This window comes from Vibrio sp. 1078-1, assembly GCF_033340475.1.
The window spans coordinates 422,602-438,683 of the sequence record NZ_JAWOWM010000003.1 but is presented as its reverse complement, the minus strand read 5'-3'; the positions used below and the strand labels follow the sequence as shown (position 1 = coordinate 438,683).

Here is a 16,082-nt window from a genome sequence, read left to right as displayed (position 1 = left end):
TATTTTCTAAACCGTAAATGTTTCTTAAATCGTAAGGAGCCTATCTGCAACCGCATCAACGCCAAAACGTACAGGGTCGGTGACGGGCACTTGGTATTTGTCGCTCCAATCCTGGCATAACTGGGCTGCATCTTCTTCGCTGACCGCCGAAGTGTTCAAGCAAATACCCACTAATTGAGCGTTTGGATTTGTTAGGCGAGCAGCGGCCAGATTCGCTTCTATCGTTTGTTCAATGGTTGGCAAGCTCGCATGTGGTAAGTTGCGGATGTGCGGGCGACCAATCTCATGGCACAGTATCAGAGCGTCAGCTTGTGCGCCGTGAAGTAAGCCCAAACTTACGCCAGCAAACGAAGGGTTAAACAATGAACCTTGCCCTTCGATGATGTCCCAATCGTGATCGGTGAACTCAGGGCTGATCGCTTCTACTGCGCCGGAGATAAAATCGGCAACTACGGCATCAATCGAAATGCCACTGCCTGCGATGAGAATTCCGGTTTGACCCGTTGCTTTGAACTCTGCACGACAGTTTTTACGCTTCAATGCATACTCAATGGCAAGGGCAGAGTACATTTTGCCAACGGAGCAATCTGTTCCTACAGTAAGTACTCGCTTGCCTGCACGAGCTTTGCCATTGCCGACCTTGAGCGGGGCATCATAATGGCGAACATCATACAGTTTGGTTAATCCGCGTTGTTCTAGATCGGCAAGAGGAGAAAATTCCGCCAAACGTTGATGCATGCCCGATGCAATTTCAAATCCCATCTCTGCCGCTTCAAGTAAGGTTGCTTGCCAAGCTTCGGGAATGACGCCTCCTGGATTTGCCGTGCCGAGCACCAGCGTTTTTGCTCCTTGCTGCTGCGCTTGTTGTATTGTCATGTCGGTTAAACCAAGCGATACGGTTTCTGGCGTCAGGCGGATTTGGCCAAGGCAAATCTCAGGTCGCCATTGGTAAATGCCACGCGCGGTTTTTGCTGCAAGTGGATCGGTTACATCGCCAAGAAAAAGTAGGTAAGGTTGAGCAATTTGCATGATGGTTCCCTTCGTCATCGTTATTGCTCATTAATTTAGCCAGACTGATTTAGGAAACCGAATGCTTATTTGTTAGGCAGGTATAACTTCAGGTTATACCTTTAAACCATCTGTTGTTTTAGAGCGGTGATAAATTGCTTTGTCGCAATGGATTGAGGTGTGTGCTCTGCGAATAAAATAGAGACAGAGAAGGACATATTTGGCTCCAAAGCATGCACGGAAACGGCATTATCTTGGCGATATTGTTTTGCAGTCCAAGGGTCTACAATCGCGAATCCTGCTTCGTTTTTCACCAGTTCAGCCGCCGCGGAGTAGCTGCGGACGGTAATGGCATGTTGATAATGCTCGTCACGCGCTGACAAGGTTTGATGTAACAGCAAGCCCAGAGGGTCTCGGCTATCTAAACCGATAATGGGTAAATCGTGACTGATGAGTTCTTCTAAAATGACGGTTTTTTCTGCGGGTATCGCTGCGCTTTTAGGAGCGATCAGTGCTAAGTTTTCTTTCAATAACACGTGCCCCATGATCGCTGGTGGTGTTTCTTCACCGAACGCAATGGCGACATCCAGTTCATGTTTCAGTAATCCTGAGCACAGCTCATCGCGATTGGCCGTTAATAGCTCAAAGGAGATGCCGTGCTCTTTCGACAACAACGCGACAGTCGGCGCTAACAAGTGCGCGGCCAAAACAGGCGGGGCACCGACTCGTAAATGTTGAGTTCCCTGTTTGACTTTGTTGGTCAGAGAGCGAAATTGTCCGAGTTGTTGATAGACTTTTTCAGCCTCTGGCAATAAGGCTTTGGCTTCTTGAGTGGGAACGAGGCGACCTTTTACACGCTCAAATAAAGCGAAGCTCAGTTGTTGTTCTGTATGGGCGAGAACTCGAGTGACATTAGGTTGGGAAACGTGCAGTAAGCGAGCCGCGCCTGACACCGTTCCTGCTTGCATAATGGCGTAAAAGACTTCTAATTGCCTTAAGTTCACTGCGATTTCCCCCTGCTCATGTTGGTCACCTCAGAATACCCAACCTTGCTGATAAGCGATAGAGGCAAAAGTGCTGGCGTAAAAAATAGGAAGACGATGTTGGTTGCCTTCTTATCTCGCTTTTTCAATTTCTCAACTTCTCAACTTCTCAACTTCTCAACTTCTATGCTTCACTTTGCTGCTGCATGAAGGGGCAGGTCGTTAAACGGCTCGACGTCTCGGCTGAGTAATCCCATCAAAACCACTGCTAACACCATGACAACAGCTGCTATTGCAAAACCGTATTGTGTTAGCTCGTAATGACTTAACATCGCGATTAACACGTAACTGAGAGATTGAATGGTGGTGGCAAACATGCTGATGCCGCCATCGACGCGACCTCGTTGATGAACCGCTACGGTATGATGCATCCAGTTGACTCTCGCAATGCGATTTAGCGCGTTAAATACGCCAAACAGCGCCGTAAACAATAAGATGGTCAGCGGGCTCATCGCAAAACTCATACCGATAAGCGCAAAAGAGACCATAACCATCGAAGCGAACATAATGTGGCTATGGGAGGCACGGCTTAGCACTTTGGTGACAATAAAGCCGGTTAGCAACGAGCCGAGGCCAAAACTGATGTTGAACCCTGCAAACCAATCGCCAGAGATGCCTTGTTCAGAAAACCAAATCGGCACCAGTTTGCTCAAATACGTCAATGCAGGATAAGAGAGGCAAGAGAGCAGAATAAAGCCATAAAATCGAGGTTCGAGACGGAATATTTGTTTGCTCTCTTTGAGTTGCGCGATGAAAGCAACGGATTTTGATGCCCTTAATTGTTGGGTATAAGGCGTCAGAATATAGAACATCGCTGCTAACGCAGAGGCGCTGGCCGCAAACAAAGCAAACTCTTTCATACCCCACATTTCAAGCAAAACAATACCCAACGCGCCAGCTCCGAGGGTTGTGGATTGCATTACAATTTCTTGCTGACCCGAAATTTTCGCATACTCATGGTGCTGATAATTTTCTTGGGTGAAGGCATTGTTGGTCGTCCATGCAAAATTACTCGAAACCCAATACACCAATTGTGCAAAAGCCAGTAACCAGTGTGACTCAAACCCTAACCAATAAGCAATGAACACCACCAAAGCCATACCCGATTGAATCCATTGATTGAGCACGAGTAGTACTTTGCGTGAATGTCGGTCAATTAAAGTGGAAAAGAAAGGCGTTGCTAGAAAAGAAATCGCGGTGCAGCTCAGAGAAACTAAAGCGACGAATGTACCCATGTTAGGTTCGGAAAGCATGACCCATGGCAGCGCCATCATGAATAAGCCAGAGGAGATACTGTCGAAGAAGCGGCCAGCTAAGTACGGCTGAGTTTTATTTTTCATTATGTTTGCCTCTAACTCCCGATGGATTTCAAAAGGTTGATGTCCAACTGTCTTGTGTTTAACAACCAAGTCGTTCGCGCTGAACACATTATCTTGAGATCGCCGGGGTTTAGCGTTAATTAAGATGGTGCAACTTTAAAACCTCAAGTAAACTTGAGGTAAAGCATTTTTTTAACAAAATTGATACACAGGGAGTCAAGGATGGAAATCAGCGTAGGAGAAGTGGCAAAACGTTCTGGAGTGAAAGTATCTGCCCTACATTTTTACGAGCAAAAAGGACTGATTTCGAGTTGGAGAAATCAAGGTAATCAGCGTCGCTACCATCGCAGTGTGTTGCGCCGTGTTGCGGTGATCAAAGCAGCGCAGCAAGTTGGGTTGTCGTTAGAAGAAATTAAACATGCGTTAGATGAACTGCCGAAACACCAAGCCCCTAACAAAGCGCAATGGGAAGAAATGGCAAGCCATTGGCATGAACAGTTAGAACAAAAGATTCAAAAACTTAAAGCGTTGCAAAACGATTTAGGCGGATGCATTGGCTGCGGGTGCTTGTCGTTAGAAACCTGCGCACTGCGAAACCCAGAAGATGTATTAGGGAAAGACCACTCGGGGTCGAACTTAACGTTAGAAGAAGAGTAGCGATTATCTCTATTCTTTGTCGAAACTGTCGACTACGATCGCGCCCATCGAAGCAGGCATTGTGATGACGATAACGCGCTTTATCGCAACCAAAGGCTCATTCATGAGTGGCAGCTTATCAAGACAGAAAAGAACTAACGCTACCACAACGGCCGCAATGAGGTACGCGATAACCACACGAAAAATAAAGATGGATACGCGATTCTTGATGTGGCTTTGAAACACGCTTTGATACGCGAAAAAACTGAGGAAAATGACAGAAAGACTTAACAGCATGAGCAAGTTTGCCATTGGTAGGCTCTCACCCAATCGCCACGCCTCCTCCGAAAATGAGATCGGGACTGCTAGGGCAAAAGCACCAACCAATACTTGGCTAGCGTCTTCTAGATTAAAGTGGCTGCTCATGCTGTTTATTCCATTATTCGCTTGCTAGATGTAAGAGCTTTTCAAAACGCTCATTACCGTGCAGCAATTCGAGGTCTCGTTCTTCTGCAAGTAAATCACGAATGGATGGGCTGTATTCAATTGCGCGTTCCAAGTCTTCAATAGCTTGCTCTTCGATACCAAGGCGAGAGTATGCACACGCGCGTTGATACAGTGCAGGGCCGTTGGTGTAATCGACTTCAAGTACGCGGTTACAAATGCTAAGTGCCCAATGGTATTCGTTGATTTCCATCGCTGCGTCGGCTTTGTAAGTCAACGCTTCTAAATCACCTGGACGAATTAATAAGATTTCATCATAGATTTCAATACGTTGTTCTGGAGTTTGAGAGCTTTGTGCACGTAGCCATAAGTTATGGATCTCGTTGATTTTCTCAATCTCTTTGTTGTTTTCACTGATAATGCGAGTTTTGCGTTTTAAATCTCGCTCAAGGGCGACAAACTTTTTCTCGTATTCTTGGGCGATCTTCTCCAATCGTTTATCAGCCATCTCTTTGGTGTTGTGTTTAAACTCGCGCAGAGATTGCCATCCGACAAAGGCAATCAGCGATGCGACACCAGCAATGATGTAGAAGAAGTATGTAACGGTCACGTTGGCATAGTTCAACGATTTATCTGCGACCGTTAGCTCGCGATCGGTGATCTCTGTGATCATTCGCTTTTCTAGGCTTTGATAGTCCTGACGTAGCGCTTTTAGTTCATCTAAAATATAGCGTTCCATTAATGGTCTATCTAACAGATCCGATTCTGAATACTTTTCCTCCGATGCCATTGTTGGCAAGGCAAGTATCAGCGAGAAAAAAATACCAATAAATAAGCGCATATAACGTCCTTTCACGAGAAGAGTACAGATAGACCATGCAACAATAGCAAATAGCACAAACGTTTAGCAAAGTTATTACAAAAGAAATAACAGTCGTCTACGTAGAAGTCATATTCTTGTTGTTTTTCAGTTTGTTCCTGGTGGTTATTTGTTGTGATATCTTTTATCCTCCTTGCGAATTTATGATTAATGGAGTGAGCATGGACGCGCGAGCTAAGGATTACTTAGAACAATTCCTAGAATTATTATCACCAGAACAAAGGGAAGCTGTACCATCAGTCAGTGCTGACTATTATTGTGCCGACGAATACAACGCGAATGTATGCGCAGATTTGGTTCGTATTGGACAGAAAACTGCATCGTGCAGTTTGGAGCTTTGGTATCGAGAACATGGTGAAATCATGCCCCAAGTCGGTCATTTACAAGTAGTGACGAATTGGGATGGGGACCCAGTTTGCGTGATACGAATTACTGACGTAAGTACATGCAAATATGAGGATGTAACCGCAGAGTTTGCCTTCGCAGAAGGCGAAGGTGATAGAACCTTAAACTGGTGGCGTGATGCTCATACTGCATTTTTTAGAGCTGAATGCGATGAGTTGAACATCGATTGGCATGAGAAACGTACGCTGGTTTTAGAGCGTTTTGAAGTGGTGTATCCCGTCAATTAATCTCTGATAGCAGCACTGATTTGAAGTGCTGCTTTCTTTACTGAGAGACCATTTTTAGCGCTTTCGAGCGGTCACACTAAACATGTGCCAATGTTTTTGGCTTCCGACTACAGTGGTCCCGTCTTCATCTCTTTCATGCAATGAAATGAGGTCGTAACCTTCGAATAAGCTTTCCACTTCCTTTTTTGTTAATGCGGTAATGTTTGGGTGCATTTCGAAGGTAACCCAGGAGTCTTTCACTCCCAAGAAATCACCGGAGAAGATACCGCCCGGTTGTAATGCGCTGTCTATTTTTGTCCAGACTTGTTTGAAGCCTTTGTCAGGGCAAAAGAACAAACTGGCATTTGCGATAACCAAGCTGCACTGAGGATAATTAAACTCAGTAAAACAGCACTGCGAAACTGAAAATCGCTTATTACCTTCAAAGCGTGTTAAACAAGTTTTTACTGCATCTTCATTGCTATCACATGCGTGAACCTTAAATCCCTGTTCGAGGAGAAAGTGACTGTCTCGACCTATTCCGCAGCCAATATCAAGAGCGACTTTGCCTTCTATCTTAAGTAGGTTCAGGGCATTTTCCACGTTTGGGCGGTGAGGTTGGCTTAAAATCTTCTGATAGTATTCATTCCATTGCGCTGGCATTGAACTTCCTTATGTTGGTTGTGTCCCCTGCCCAAAACTAGCGTCCATTTTGTTTTGCTTGACTGGGGAGATTTGCAGTATTGGCAACTGTTATAGCTGATCTTCAATCGGTAATATTCCGGAGAACCAAGCGCCCATTTTTCGCCATACTCCTGCTTCTGGTTCGGAGTCGTATTCTTCGCCTGTTTTTACGTCGATCCAGACAATGTCCCCGTCGCGCAGAGTTAAGGCGTAGGCGTTACTCGACAGTTGATTCGGCAGTTGTTCTAGAAACATTTGCACATATTCTGGCTGTTCGATAACAACGGCCATTTCGGTATTCAAAGCTGCCGAACGTGGGTCCCAGTTCATTGAACCAACGAAAAGTGTTTTGTTATCAATCGTCATTGCTTTAGCGTGTAAACTTGCTCTGCTACTCCCCGTGAGGCTCCACTTACTTTTGAGTTTTGCGCTCGCTTTTACTTCCCAAAGCTTGATTCCAGCTTCGAGTAGATCTTTTCGATATTTTGCGTACCAACCATGCACGGCAAACACATCGTTAGACGCGAGGCTATTGGTCACAATCGTGATATCAACGCCTCGCTTGGCCGCGTTACTTAATGCTTGAGTACCTACTTTAGTAGGAACGAAATAAGGAGAAATGAGCACAAATGAATCCTCAACACTTTTAACCAGTTCCGACAAATTATCAATAAGTTGGCTCTCTCGGGTTGCGACTTTATCGGGCAGATCAAACCATACTTTCGCTTCTCCCCAGTAGAGCTTGAGTTTGCCTTGTTTTAGATCTTGGTACATATCCAGTTGTGTGAAGTCATAGCGGCCGGTTGAAAACTTTTCCTCTAACCGGAGTTTATTGACCTGCTTTTGAATCGCTTGGTCGGTAATTTGCTGTGAATTCGGTGTAATCCATTCCATTGGTATCGCATAGGCGCTATTCCAGTAGAGGTCGAACTGATCGGCAGTTTGTTGTACCGCCTCACCATAGAGCAGAAGATCAAAATCACCAAACTCAACTTGCGATTCAAAAGAGAAGTATTCATTGCCGATATTTCTACCTCCGACAATGGCGGAAACACTGTCTGCAATCAGAGACTTATTGTGCATACGACGATTAAGACGTTCAAAATCGCTAGCAAGAGCGAACCAACGGGAGTCGCGATACTGATGCGGGTTAAATAAGCGGATTTCTATATTAGGATGTGCATTGAGGGCAGCCATCACATCGTCGTTTCGCTTTTGCATATCGTCAAGCAACAGCCTTACTCGAACACCACGCTTTGCCGCTTCATACAAGCGCCACGTTATTAGCTGACTCGTTTCGTCACCACGGTAAATATAGTATTGAAGATCAAGGCTTTTCTGGGCGGACTCGATCAAAGAGGTTCGAGCAAGAAGGGCATCGTGTCCCTGATTTAACGGTGCAAAGCCAGTTATGGACTTAGGGTCTCTCCCGTAAGCTTCAAAGTACTGCGCAAGAACAGAATCCTTTTGATAACCGAGCTGAAAGCTGGTGGACTTTTCACTGGCGTCATTCAACGATACGGATGAGCATGCCGATAAAATAGTGAGCAGCGAGGGGAAGAGCAACTTGGCGAGTGTTTGTAACAAAGCACATTTCCTTGTCTTACAGAGTGTTACCTACTCCAAATTATAGACTTAAGCTGACGCCACATGCACCCAGAACCGTTTGATAACGAGCGATTAATCAATGAATTGCCATAGAGCCTGCACTAAGTTCAACTTTTAGAGCGCAGATAATCATTTATTTTAATTATCATTATGGCCGTATTGGTCATAATCACTAATATCTGGTGATTATGACCAATAGCACACTGGATAAAATAATGATTTTTATATAACCATATGATTTTTAATAAATAAATGCTTGGCATGTCATTTGCTGTTTAGAACAAAAGTTAAGTCAGAGCAACTTGCGCAGTTGGTTAATTTTTTGTTAATTTTATTAACTTTGAATTGGCAATAACTATCTAGTTCGCTGCTTAAAAGACTAGGCAAGCGCCGCTTTGATGTTTATTCAAATTCAATTCTCTCATCACCATGCTTACCGGGAGCAATGGACTGAATAAAAGTGTGGTGTTGAAAACAACAATAAAAAAGGATTTTCGATGTTAGCAAAACCCATATTACGTTGGCTTTTACCCTTCGTCGTCGTTGGAGGCTCTTATGCAGGATATGCTGCAATTGCCGCAACTGCGCCGGAAAAAGAGTCAACCAAAGATGCAATTACAGAACCTACTGTTCAGGCTTCTTCTCTTTTTCCTACTGATCACAAAGTGGTGATTACCAGTCACGGTGAATTAGTCCCTTTTGAAAAAACACACCTTTCCGCGCAAGTCAGTGGTGAAGTGATAAGTTGGCACCCGAATTTTGTAACGGGTGGCATCGTGAAACGAGGAGAGGTTCTTTTCACAATTGAAAGCGACAACTATGAAGCGTCGGTTTTACAAGCTGAAGCCGATTTAGCTAGTGCACGCGCAAACTTGATTGAGGAACAAGCGAAAGCCGAAGTGGCAAAACGTCAGGCAAAGAGACTGAGCGATAAGCAAGTGACGGATCTGTATTTACGCAAGCCTCACGTTTTGAGCGCACAAGCGCAAGTAAAGTCGGCTCAAGCGGCACTCAAACGAGCAAAAAGAGAGTTAGAAAATTGCAAAGTCGTTGCACCTTACGATGCGCTGGTTGTTGAGCGTGATATTGGTGTTGGTCAATTTGTTACATCTGGTTCTCGAGTTGCCACATTAAACAACATCGAAGTGGCAGAGGTGCACGTACCGATTGCCGGTTTTGATAGTGCATTTTTACCCGAATCCATTGGTGAACTCACTGCGACAGTGACGCAGCAAGGTGTGTTTTCTACCACTAGAGAAGGTCGAGTAGTTCGTGATCTAGGCATGATTGATAGCGCTACCCGAATGATTAACATGGTCATTCAAATCGCGGACCCATACGGTGTCGATAACCAGCAGCCTCCAATTAAATTCGGCTCCTACGTTGAAGTGAGCTTCACTGGTAAGGAACTTAAGCATATCTACCGCTTGCCACAGGAATTAGTAAAAAATCGTACCGTGTGGGTAGTGAATGGCGATAATCAACTTCAACCCAGAACTGTCACGGTTTTGAGAGCAGAAGGTGAGTTTTTGTTGGTGGGCGAAGGTTTAGAGCAAAGTGATAAGTTGGTACTGACCTTGCCCGAGTACCCTCAAAAAGGCATGGCGGTACAAATCGCAAAAAAGAGTGACGACTCCGAAACCGTCGTACAGTAAGTAGGAGTATGTCATGGAAGATACTAAACAAAAGGGCTTAATTGCCTATTTTGCGAATAACCCCGTCGCTGCCAACCTTTTGATGGTGTTCATCATTATCATGGGTGTGGTGAGCTTTCTCTTTATTCAAAGGCAGATGTTTCCGAATATTGAGGTGAACTACATTGATGTTCGTGCGACTTATCCTGGCGCTTCTCCTCAAGAGATAGAAGAGAGTATTCTCGTTAAGGTCGAGGAATCGATTAAAGACGTCACCGGGATTAAAAAAGCAGTCTCAACGGCCTCTAGAGGTAGCGCGTATGTTTCCATCGAGGTAGACGTTAATGCCGATATCAAGCGTGTCTTAGATGATGTAAACCAACGTATTGATACCTTATCTAACTTACCAGCGGGTATGGAACCAATCAATGTCTACCAAGTTGAATGGCGCCAAGATGTAATCGAAATGGGGTTAGTTGGGGACCGACCGCTCGAGGAGCTTAAACCGCTTGCTAAGCAAATCGAAGATGAATTACTTCAGTTAGAAAACGTCATGCTGGTGTATCTGAGTGCGCCAGAAGAAGAAATAGCGATTGAAGTTGACCCACTTGTTCTTCGTAAATACGACCTTACGTTGAGCGATATCAGCAGCGCGATCAGCCGTTATTCAGCTAACTTTTCTGCGGGCGAAGTAAAAACAAACTCAGGGATGATTGCAGTAAGGATTGAAAACCAATACTACCGTGGTGATGAGTTTAGAAATATTCCTGTAAAGCTTGGCGCAAATGGTGCGAAGGTTTTACTGCAAGATATCGCCACGATCAAAGATGGCTTTACGGAAGAAGAGCGCTATTTTGAATACTCAGGGCAAAATGCGATCTACATGTCTGTTGAAGCAACTCGTGATCAGAACATTATCCCTGTTGCACAGTCCGTTCGTAATTATATTGAAGCAAAAAACAAGACATTGCCGCAGGATGTTAAGCTCAAAGTCTTAGTTGATACGACTTATTATTTAAATGGGCGTCTCGACATGATGTTGAAAAACTTGCTGCAAGGCGCTGCATTAGTCGCGATTATGCTGACCATTTTCCTACGTTTCCGCTTGGCTATGTGGGTAATGATTGGGCTACCTGTCTGTTTCCTCGGTGCTGTAATGATGATGCCAGCTTTGGGTATTACAGTGAACATCGTCTCGCTGTTTGCTTTCATCATGGTGCTCGGAATTGTGGTGGATGACGCCATCGTCATGGGAGAAAGTGCGTACAGTGAAATCGAAGAAAAGGGCGGCGGTGTCGAGAACGTGGTACGCGGTGTCAAACGTGTTGCTACGCCAGCGACATTTGGTGTTCTGACAACGATTGCTGTATTCGCACCATTCTTGCTTTCGAGTGGTATTGATAGCGCTTTCTTTTACGGCATTGCTGGTGTCGTGATTCTGTGTTTGATCTTCAGTTTGATTGAATCAAAGTTGATCCTACCAGCGCACTTGGCGCATACCCATTTTAAGCCAGTTAAACCAGGTGGCTGGCGTGACCGATTTAACCAACGTTTTTTTGGTTTTGTAAATGGTCCATATCGTAACTTTGTAACAACATGCACCCATTGGCGCTGGACAGTGTTTGCGGTGTTCTGTGGTTTACTGCTGATCAGCGCGGCTTTGATCAACGCGAATTATGTTCGGGTGATCCCTAACCCTAAAGTGCCGACTGACTATCCTGCGATCACTATTGAAATGAATGATACCGTTTCAAGTGAGCAGACAATCAGTGCACTCAAGACTATTGAACGTGTCATGCAAAAGATCGAATCTGAGACCATTGCAGAACATGGTCAAGGAATGATTCGTGATGTGCTGTCTTACAACAGAAGCCGCACCGAAGGTCGTGTATTAGTACCTCTGGTTGATGAAGAGTTACGCCCGTTCAATACATTTGAACTGGCTCGACGTTGGCGTGAAGCTATGCCTGTTATTCCCGGTATGAAGAGCATCAAAATCCGTGAGCAGAGTGCGGGTGGTGGTGACAGAGATGAGTTTGGCTACTTGTTGTTTGGCTCTAACATCAATGAGCTCAACGAGGCTGGGCGTTACTTGATAGAGCGTTTACAGCAGGAAGAAGGGTTATATGATATTTCATCTTCTATTGATTCTGGAAGCAAAGAAGTACTCCTGTCTCTTGCGCCTGTAGCGCACGATCTCGGTCTGGATCTCACCATGATCGCAGAGCAAGTTGGTGGCAGCTTTTATGGTGGCGAAGCACAGCGCATTATTCGTGATGGTGAAGAAATTAAAGTTATGGTGCGTTACCCGCAACTGACGCGTGAAGCATTCTCATCATTGCGTTACGCTGTGATTACCACACCAGCAGGTAAGAAGGTCATGCTAGGTGATGTGGTGAAGATCAACGAGCAGCCGGGCGTGAGTAGCATTCGACGTGAAGGCGGGTATCAAACCGTTTATGTCTATGGTTCGATAGACGAAGAATTGGTTGAACCTCAAGAAATCGTAAAGGTCATTGACGACAATATCTTACCGGATATGAAGCAAGCGTTCTCGAGTGTGAAAACAGAATTGGGTGGTGATATTGAAGAGCAGGCTGCGCAGCGTAATGAACAGATTTTGTTCTTTATTGCAGGCATGATCATCGTCTACATCTTGTTAGCTGTACCGTTAAAAAGTTATACCCAACCTTTGATTGTAATGTCCGTCATTCCGTTTAGTCTGACGGGGGCGATTTGGGGCCATTTCTGGCTAGGTTTAGACATCAGTATGATGTCGACATTTGGTTTGATCGCCGCTGCTGGCGTGGTTATCAACGACTCTCTGGTTATGACAGATTACGTAAACCAAGTGAGAGAAAAGGGTATGAACATCAAACAAGCGGTTGTTGAGGCGGGTTGTGCTCGTTTTCGAGCTATCACTCTCACCTCAATAACGACGTTTGCGGGTGTATTGCCGATAATGTTTGAAACGAGTTTGCAGGCGCGTTTTGTCATACCGATGGCTGTCGCTTTGGGCTTTGCGGTGTTGTACGCAACGGTTCTGACTTTAGTGTTGGTGCCTTGTTTGTATTTAATGCTTGAAGATATTAAAAATATTTTCAGATCGATTAAGAGGTTTATCCATCGTTTGATTAATCGTTTCAGAAAGTCGCCAGTGACGTCGAGCGTTGAAGCAAGCGTATCGAGTTAACAAGCTTGATGTTAACGATTAGGAGCAGCCTTCGGGCTGCTTTTTTGTTTCCGCATTTTGATTCAAAGTGATTTTTTAGTGGGCAGTTACGTAATTATCTGATGAGAAAACTGCCTGACAAAGCATTTATAATATGTATGTTTCTAATGTTTTAAATTCGCATGGTTAATTTGACACTTGGTTAGCGAAATTTACCAGACGAAGATAACGTTGAATATGAGGTTTTATTTAAGCTGTTGAAAAATAACAAAATAAAAGTTGGCATCGTATGTGCAATATATGAATTGTAATTAAAATTAACTGCTAATCCTCAAGGAGCTTATTATGAAAAGCGTATTTCTATCTACTCTAAGTCTTATTGCTGTAATGTCATCACCAATCGCTGCTGCTAACACTTTAGACAAAGAGGAGTGGAGCTCAGATTTACGTCAGGACTTTTCTGAAATGAAACATGAAGCTATAGCAGATATTCAGCAAATGAACATGGATGCCATTCACGCACGTGATGAGCGTATCGTGAAAAACATTAAAGATGAGCAAGAACAGTTAGTAAAGGTAACGTGCCACAAAGAGAAAGCAAGCAAGTCATAAACGCCGATAAAAGAGACTAACAGACGAAAATGAATCCAATACGAGTTCGGTGTTAGTTAGCAGTAAGCACTGACCTTGTTGCTCTACTTGCCAGCCTTTTAAGGCTGGCTTTTTTGTTTCTCATTTCATGGGTGGAGATCAGATCCTCAAGCTTATTATCAATAGTTGGCGTGTTTGATGAGCTATTGCTGGATGGAGGGGATGTAACTTTCAAAAGTGTAGATTTCAGTAAAGTGGAGGTGATGTTAGATATTTAAAATTTTGAAAAGATCCGATCTCCTTTTTGACCTTCATAATACCTTAGTATGTGGCTTACCTTTACTTGAATTAGAACTCATATTTCAGGCGTTCGTTTAAAGGTATTGATGCATATTTGAAGAGTAAGAGATAGACATATGAGTTTTATTAAAATGTGTAAAGATGGTTTTAGAGGAAAGCCGGATTTCTCTGACTTATTACATAATGCGTTCCAGATAGATGACTTAGTGCTGTCATTTGAGTGTCCGAACAACATATATGAAGGACATGTATACCAGGATCTTGTTAATTTAGAACAGTTCGATGTTGAATCAAAAATAGAGAGGCATGAAAGGTTTGTAAAGTTAGCTACGGTATATTTTTTGTTTCAGAAGAAAATATTAAACCCTTTGCTTCCTATTAACAAACAAGGTGGATTATATATTAGGCTACGGGTTAAATCTACTGGAGAAGATATTGATAATATTAGTCAATTGTCCTCATTTTTAGAGAGAGAATATTATGATTTTTATCATGCCCCGGAGCAAAGTGAAGGCTCTATGAGGGGGTATCATACAGACTTGATGAAAGAATTGACTAAGCGTGCGAATAAACAATGGGGAGAAATTCCAGAAAGTGAAGACCGAAAAAGAGAAAAAGAAGAATATTTAATTAGAGGTTTCTTAAGTGGTTATCCACCAATAAAGTGTGAGATAGTTGAAGTTGGAAAAAACAAATACTCAAAATACTCAGAAGGTAATCTTAAGTATAAGAGTGAATTACGAAGAGTATACAATTTACCCATAAAAAATGAATTCTACCTGAGCATCGAGTTTTGGTATAAGTACGAATCGATGTTTGCTAAGCAGAAGTTTTTAGATTGGGTGAGAAGTGCGGATGAAACCTTTGAAAAAAAAGTATTGGAATTACTGGATTTGTCTCCGCTCATCGACTCGTATACAGCCAAAGCAGTAAAGGGGTTGAACGAAAAAACTAAGGCTGAGTAACACAGCGTCAGTGTCAAGAAAAGCTAGCAAAGTATGTAGCCATGAGAGAAAAATGAATCAAATTGGATGTCTATTTACCTTTGTACGCCATGGCGCATATAAAGCCAATGGATTTAGTATAGAGCTTATCACAAATATCAATACATATTTAAATAACAAGAGATATAAATATTAATTTTATCAAAATCTTTAAAGATGGGTTTAGAGGGAAACCAGATTTTGCGCACTTGTTACATAATGTATTCCAGATAGATGACTTAGTACTATCATTTGAATGTCCGAACAATATATATGAAGGTCATGTATACCAAGATTTTATTGAATTACAACGATTCAATATTGATTCAAAAGTAGAGCGGCATGAAAAGTTTATAAACTTGGCCACGATTTATTTCTCTTTTCAAAATAGAATAATAAATCCACTATTACCAATCAATAAACAAGGTAGCTTATATATTCGGTTAAGGATTAAATCTTCAGATAAATATATTACTAGTGTTAATCAACTATCTTCATTTATAGAGAAAGAGTACGTGGATTTTTATCATGCTGTAGAGTCACCTGACGGCTCTCGAAAAGGTGATCATACAGAGTTGATGAATGATGCCATTGCGTACGCAAATCATCGTTGGGGAATGGACCCGATAAACGAAGAAAAAAAGAGAGCGAAAGAAGAGTTCCTTATAGGAGAGTTTCTTCGTGGTTACCCTCCAATCAAATGCCAAGACATCAAGATTGGTGAAAATACATTTTCAAAATATGTAGAAGGAAATTTGGAGTATAAAAAAGACTATCGAAGAGTGTACAATTTGCCTATCAAAAATGAGTTTTACTTTAGTATTGAATTTTTATATGAAATCGAGCCTATGTTTGCTCAAAAAAAGTTTTTAGATTGGGTAAGACACGCGGATGAAATCTTTGAAAAAAATGTTTTAGAGTTGCTAGCACTGTCTCCGCTTATTGATTCGCATACTACCTCCAAATCCGAAAGGTTGACAAAAAAAGTTGATCCAGAGCGTTCATACTTAACTTAAAGAAAAAAGCCCGCGAAGAATGCTTTCACGGGCGAAAAAAGGGCACCAAATTGGGTGTCTATTCATTTTGGAGGTGGTCGAACGTCCATATAAAACTGACAATAGGCTTGGTGAGAGGCTTACCACCAGCGCGACCAACGAGGCTAAAGTTAA

The 16,082-nt window shown here is 43.1% G+C and carries 14 protein-coding genes; 7 read left to right on the top strand and 7 right to left on the bottom strand.

The annotated features are described in order from the left end of the window. Positions 1-24: 24 nt before the first annotated feature. The 3 genes from dgcN to R7190_RS08970 form a co-directional block, all read right to left on the bottom strand. Positions 25-1,029, bottom strand: coding sequence for an N-acetyltransferase DgcN (gene dgcN, locus R7190_RS08980; RefSeq protein ID WP_025767998.1), 1,005 nt, complete (start codon positions 1,027-1,029; stop codon positions 25-27). A 101-nt stretch (positions 1,030-1,130) separates the two neighbouring features. Next, on the bottom strand, positions 1,131-2,012 hold the full coding sequence (locus tag R7190_RS08975; protein ID WP_025767997.1) for a LysR family transcriptional regulator: 882 nt from the start codon (positions 2,010-2,012) through the stop codon (positions 1,131-1,133). Between the two features lie 170 nt (positions 2,013-2,182). Next, on the bottom strand, positions 2,183-3,391 hold the full coding sequence (locus tag R7190_RS08970; protein WP_025767996.1) for an MFS transporter: 1,209 nt from the start codon (positions 3,389-3,391) through the stop codon (positions 2,183-2,185). A gap of 201 nt (positions 3,392-3,592) precedes the next feature. Here R7190_RS08970 and soxR point away from each other — a divergent pair, with 201 nt between their 5' ends. Beyond that, positions 3,593-4,027 (top strand): redox-sensitive transcriptional activator SoxR, encoded by a 435-nt coding sequence (gene soxR / locus R7190_RS08965; RefSeq protein WP_005373898.1) that lies wholly within the window; start codon positions 3,593-3,595, stop codon positions 4,025-4,027. 9 nt (positions 4,028-4,036) lie between these two features. Here soxR and R7190_RS08960 read toward each other — a convergent pair whose 3' ends face one another. Together R7190_RS08960 and R7190_RS08955 are read right to left on the bottom strand one after the other, a co-directional pair. After that, positions 4,037-4,432: a DUF2391 family protein gene (locus R7190_RS08960; protein WP_005373896.1), complete on the bottom strand. Its 396-nt coding sequence runs from the start codon at positions 4,430-4,432 to the stop codon at positions 4,037-4,039. A gap of 13 nt (positions 4,433-4,445) precedes the next feature. Continuing rightward, positions 4,446-5,291, bottom strand: a complete 846-nt coding sequence (locus R7190_RS08955) for a tetratricopeptide repeat protein (protein WP_005373890.1) — start codon at positions 5,289-5,291, stop codon at positions 4,446-4,448. Between the two features lie 200 nt (positions 5,292-5,491). Between R7190_RS08955 and R7190_RS08950 the strand changes: the two genes are divergently transcribed. Then, the gene (locus R7190_RS08950; RefSeq protein ID WP_186585498.1) at positions 5,492-5,962 is read left to right on the top strand and encodes an ASCH domain-containing protein; all 471 of its coding nucleotides are present in this window, start codon (positions 5,492-5,494) and stop codon (positions 5,960-5,962) included. A 54-nt stretch (positions 5,963-6,016) separates the two neighbouring features. Here R7190_RS08950 and R7190_RS08945 read toward each other — a convergent pair whose 3' ends face one another. Then, positions 6,017-6,604 (bottom strand): class I SAM-dependent methyltransferase, encoded by a 588-nt coding sequence (locus R7190_RS08945; protein WP_186585497.1) that lies wholly within the window; start codon positions 6,602-6,604, stop codon positions 6,017-6,019. Positions 6,605-6,694: 90 nt separating this feature from the next. Continuing rightward, positions 6,695-8,212, bottom strand: a complete 1,518-nt coding sequence (locus R7190_RS08940; protein ID WP_171344242.1) for a phospholipase D family protein — start codon at positions 8,210-8,212, stop codon at positions 6,695-6,697. 518 nt (positions 8,213-8,730) lie between these two features. On the opposite strand from R7190_RS08940, the gene R7190_RS08935 reads away from it, so the two are divergent. The 5 genes from R7190_RS08935 to R7190_RS08915 all read left to right on the top strand — a co-directional run bounded on the left by R7190_RS08935 (position 8,731) and on the right by R7190_RS08915 (position 15,929). Beyond that, on the top strand, positions 8,731-9,888 hold the full coding sequence (locus R7190_RS08935) for an efflux RND transporter periplasmic adaptor subunit (RefSeq protein WP_025767993.1): 1,158 nt from the start codon (positions 8,731-8,733) through the stop codon (positions 9,886-9,888). Positions 9,889-9,901: 13 nt separating this feature from the next. Then, the gene (locus R7190_RS08930; RefSeq protein ID WP_186585496.1) at positions 9,902-13,060 is read left to right on the top strand and encodes an efflux RND transporter permease subunit; all 3,159 of its coding nucleotides are present in this window, start codon (positions 9,902-9,904) and stop codon (positions 13,058-13,060) included. Between the two features lie 324 nt (positions 13,061-13,384). Then, a complete protein-coding gene (locus R7190_RS08925; RefSeq protein WP_005373876.1) occupies positions 13,385-13,651 on the top strand; it encodes a hypothetical protein in 267 nt (88 codons plus the stop codon). Positions 13,652-14,046: 395 nt separating this feature from the next. Then, on the top strand, positions 14,047-14,895 hold the full coding sequence (locus R7190_RS08920) for a hypothetical protein (protein WP_064354528.1): 849 nt from the start codon (positions 14,047-14,049) through the stop codon (positions 14,893-14,895). A 227-nt stretch (positions 14,896-15,122) separates the two neighbouring features. Further along, positions 15,123-15,929, top strand: coding sequence for a DNAase (locus R7190_RS08915; RefSeq protein WP_373921214.1), 807 nt, complete (start codon positions 15,123-15,125; stop codon positions 15,927-15,929). The last annotated feature ends 153 nt before the right edge of the window (positions 15,930-16,082 follow it).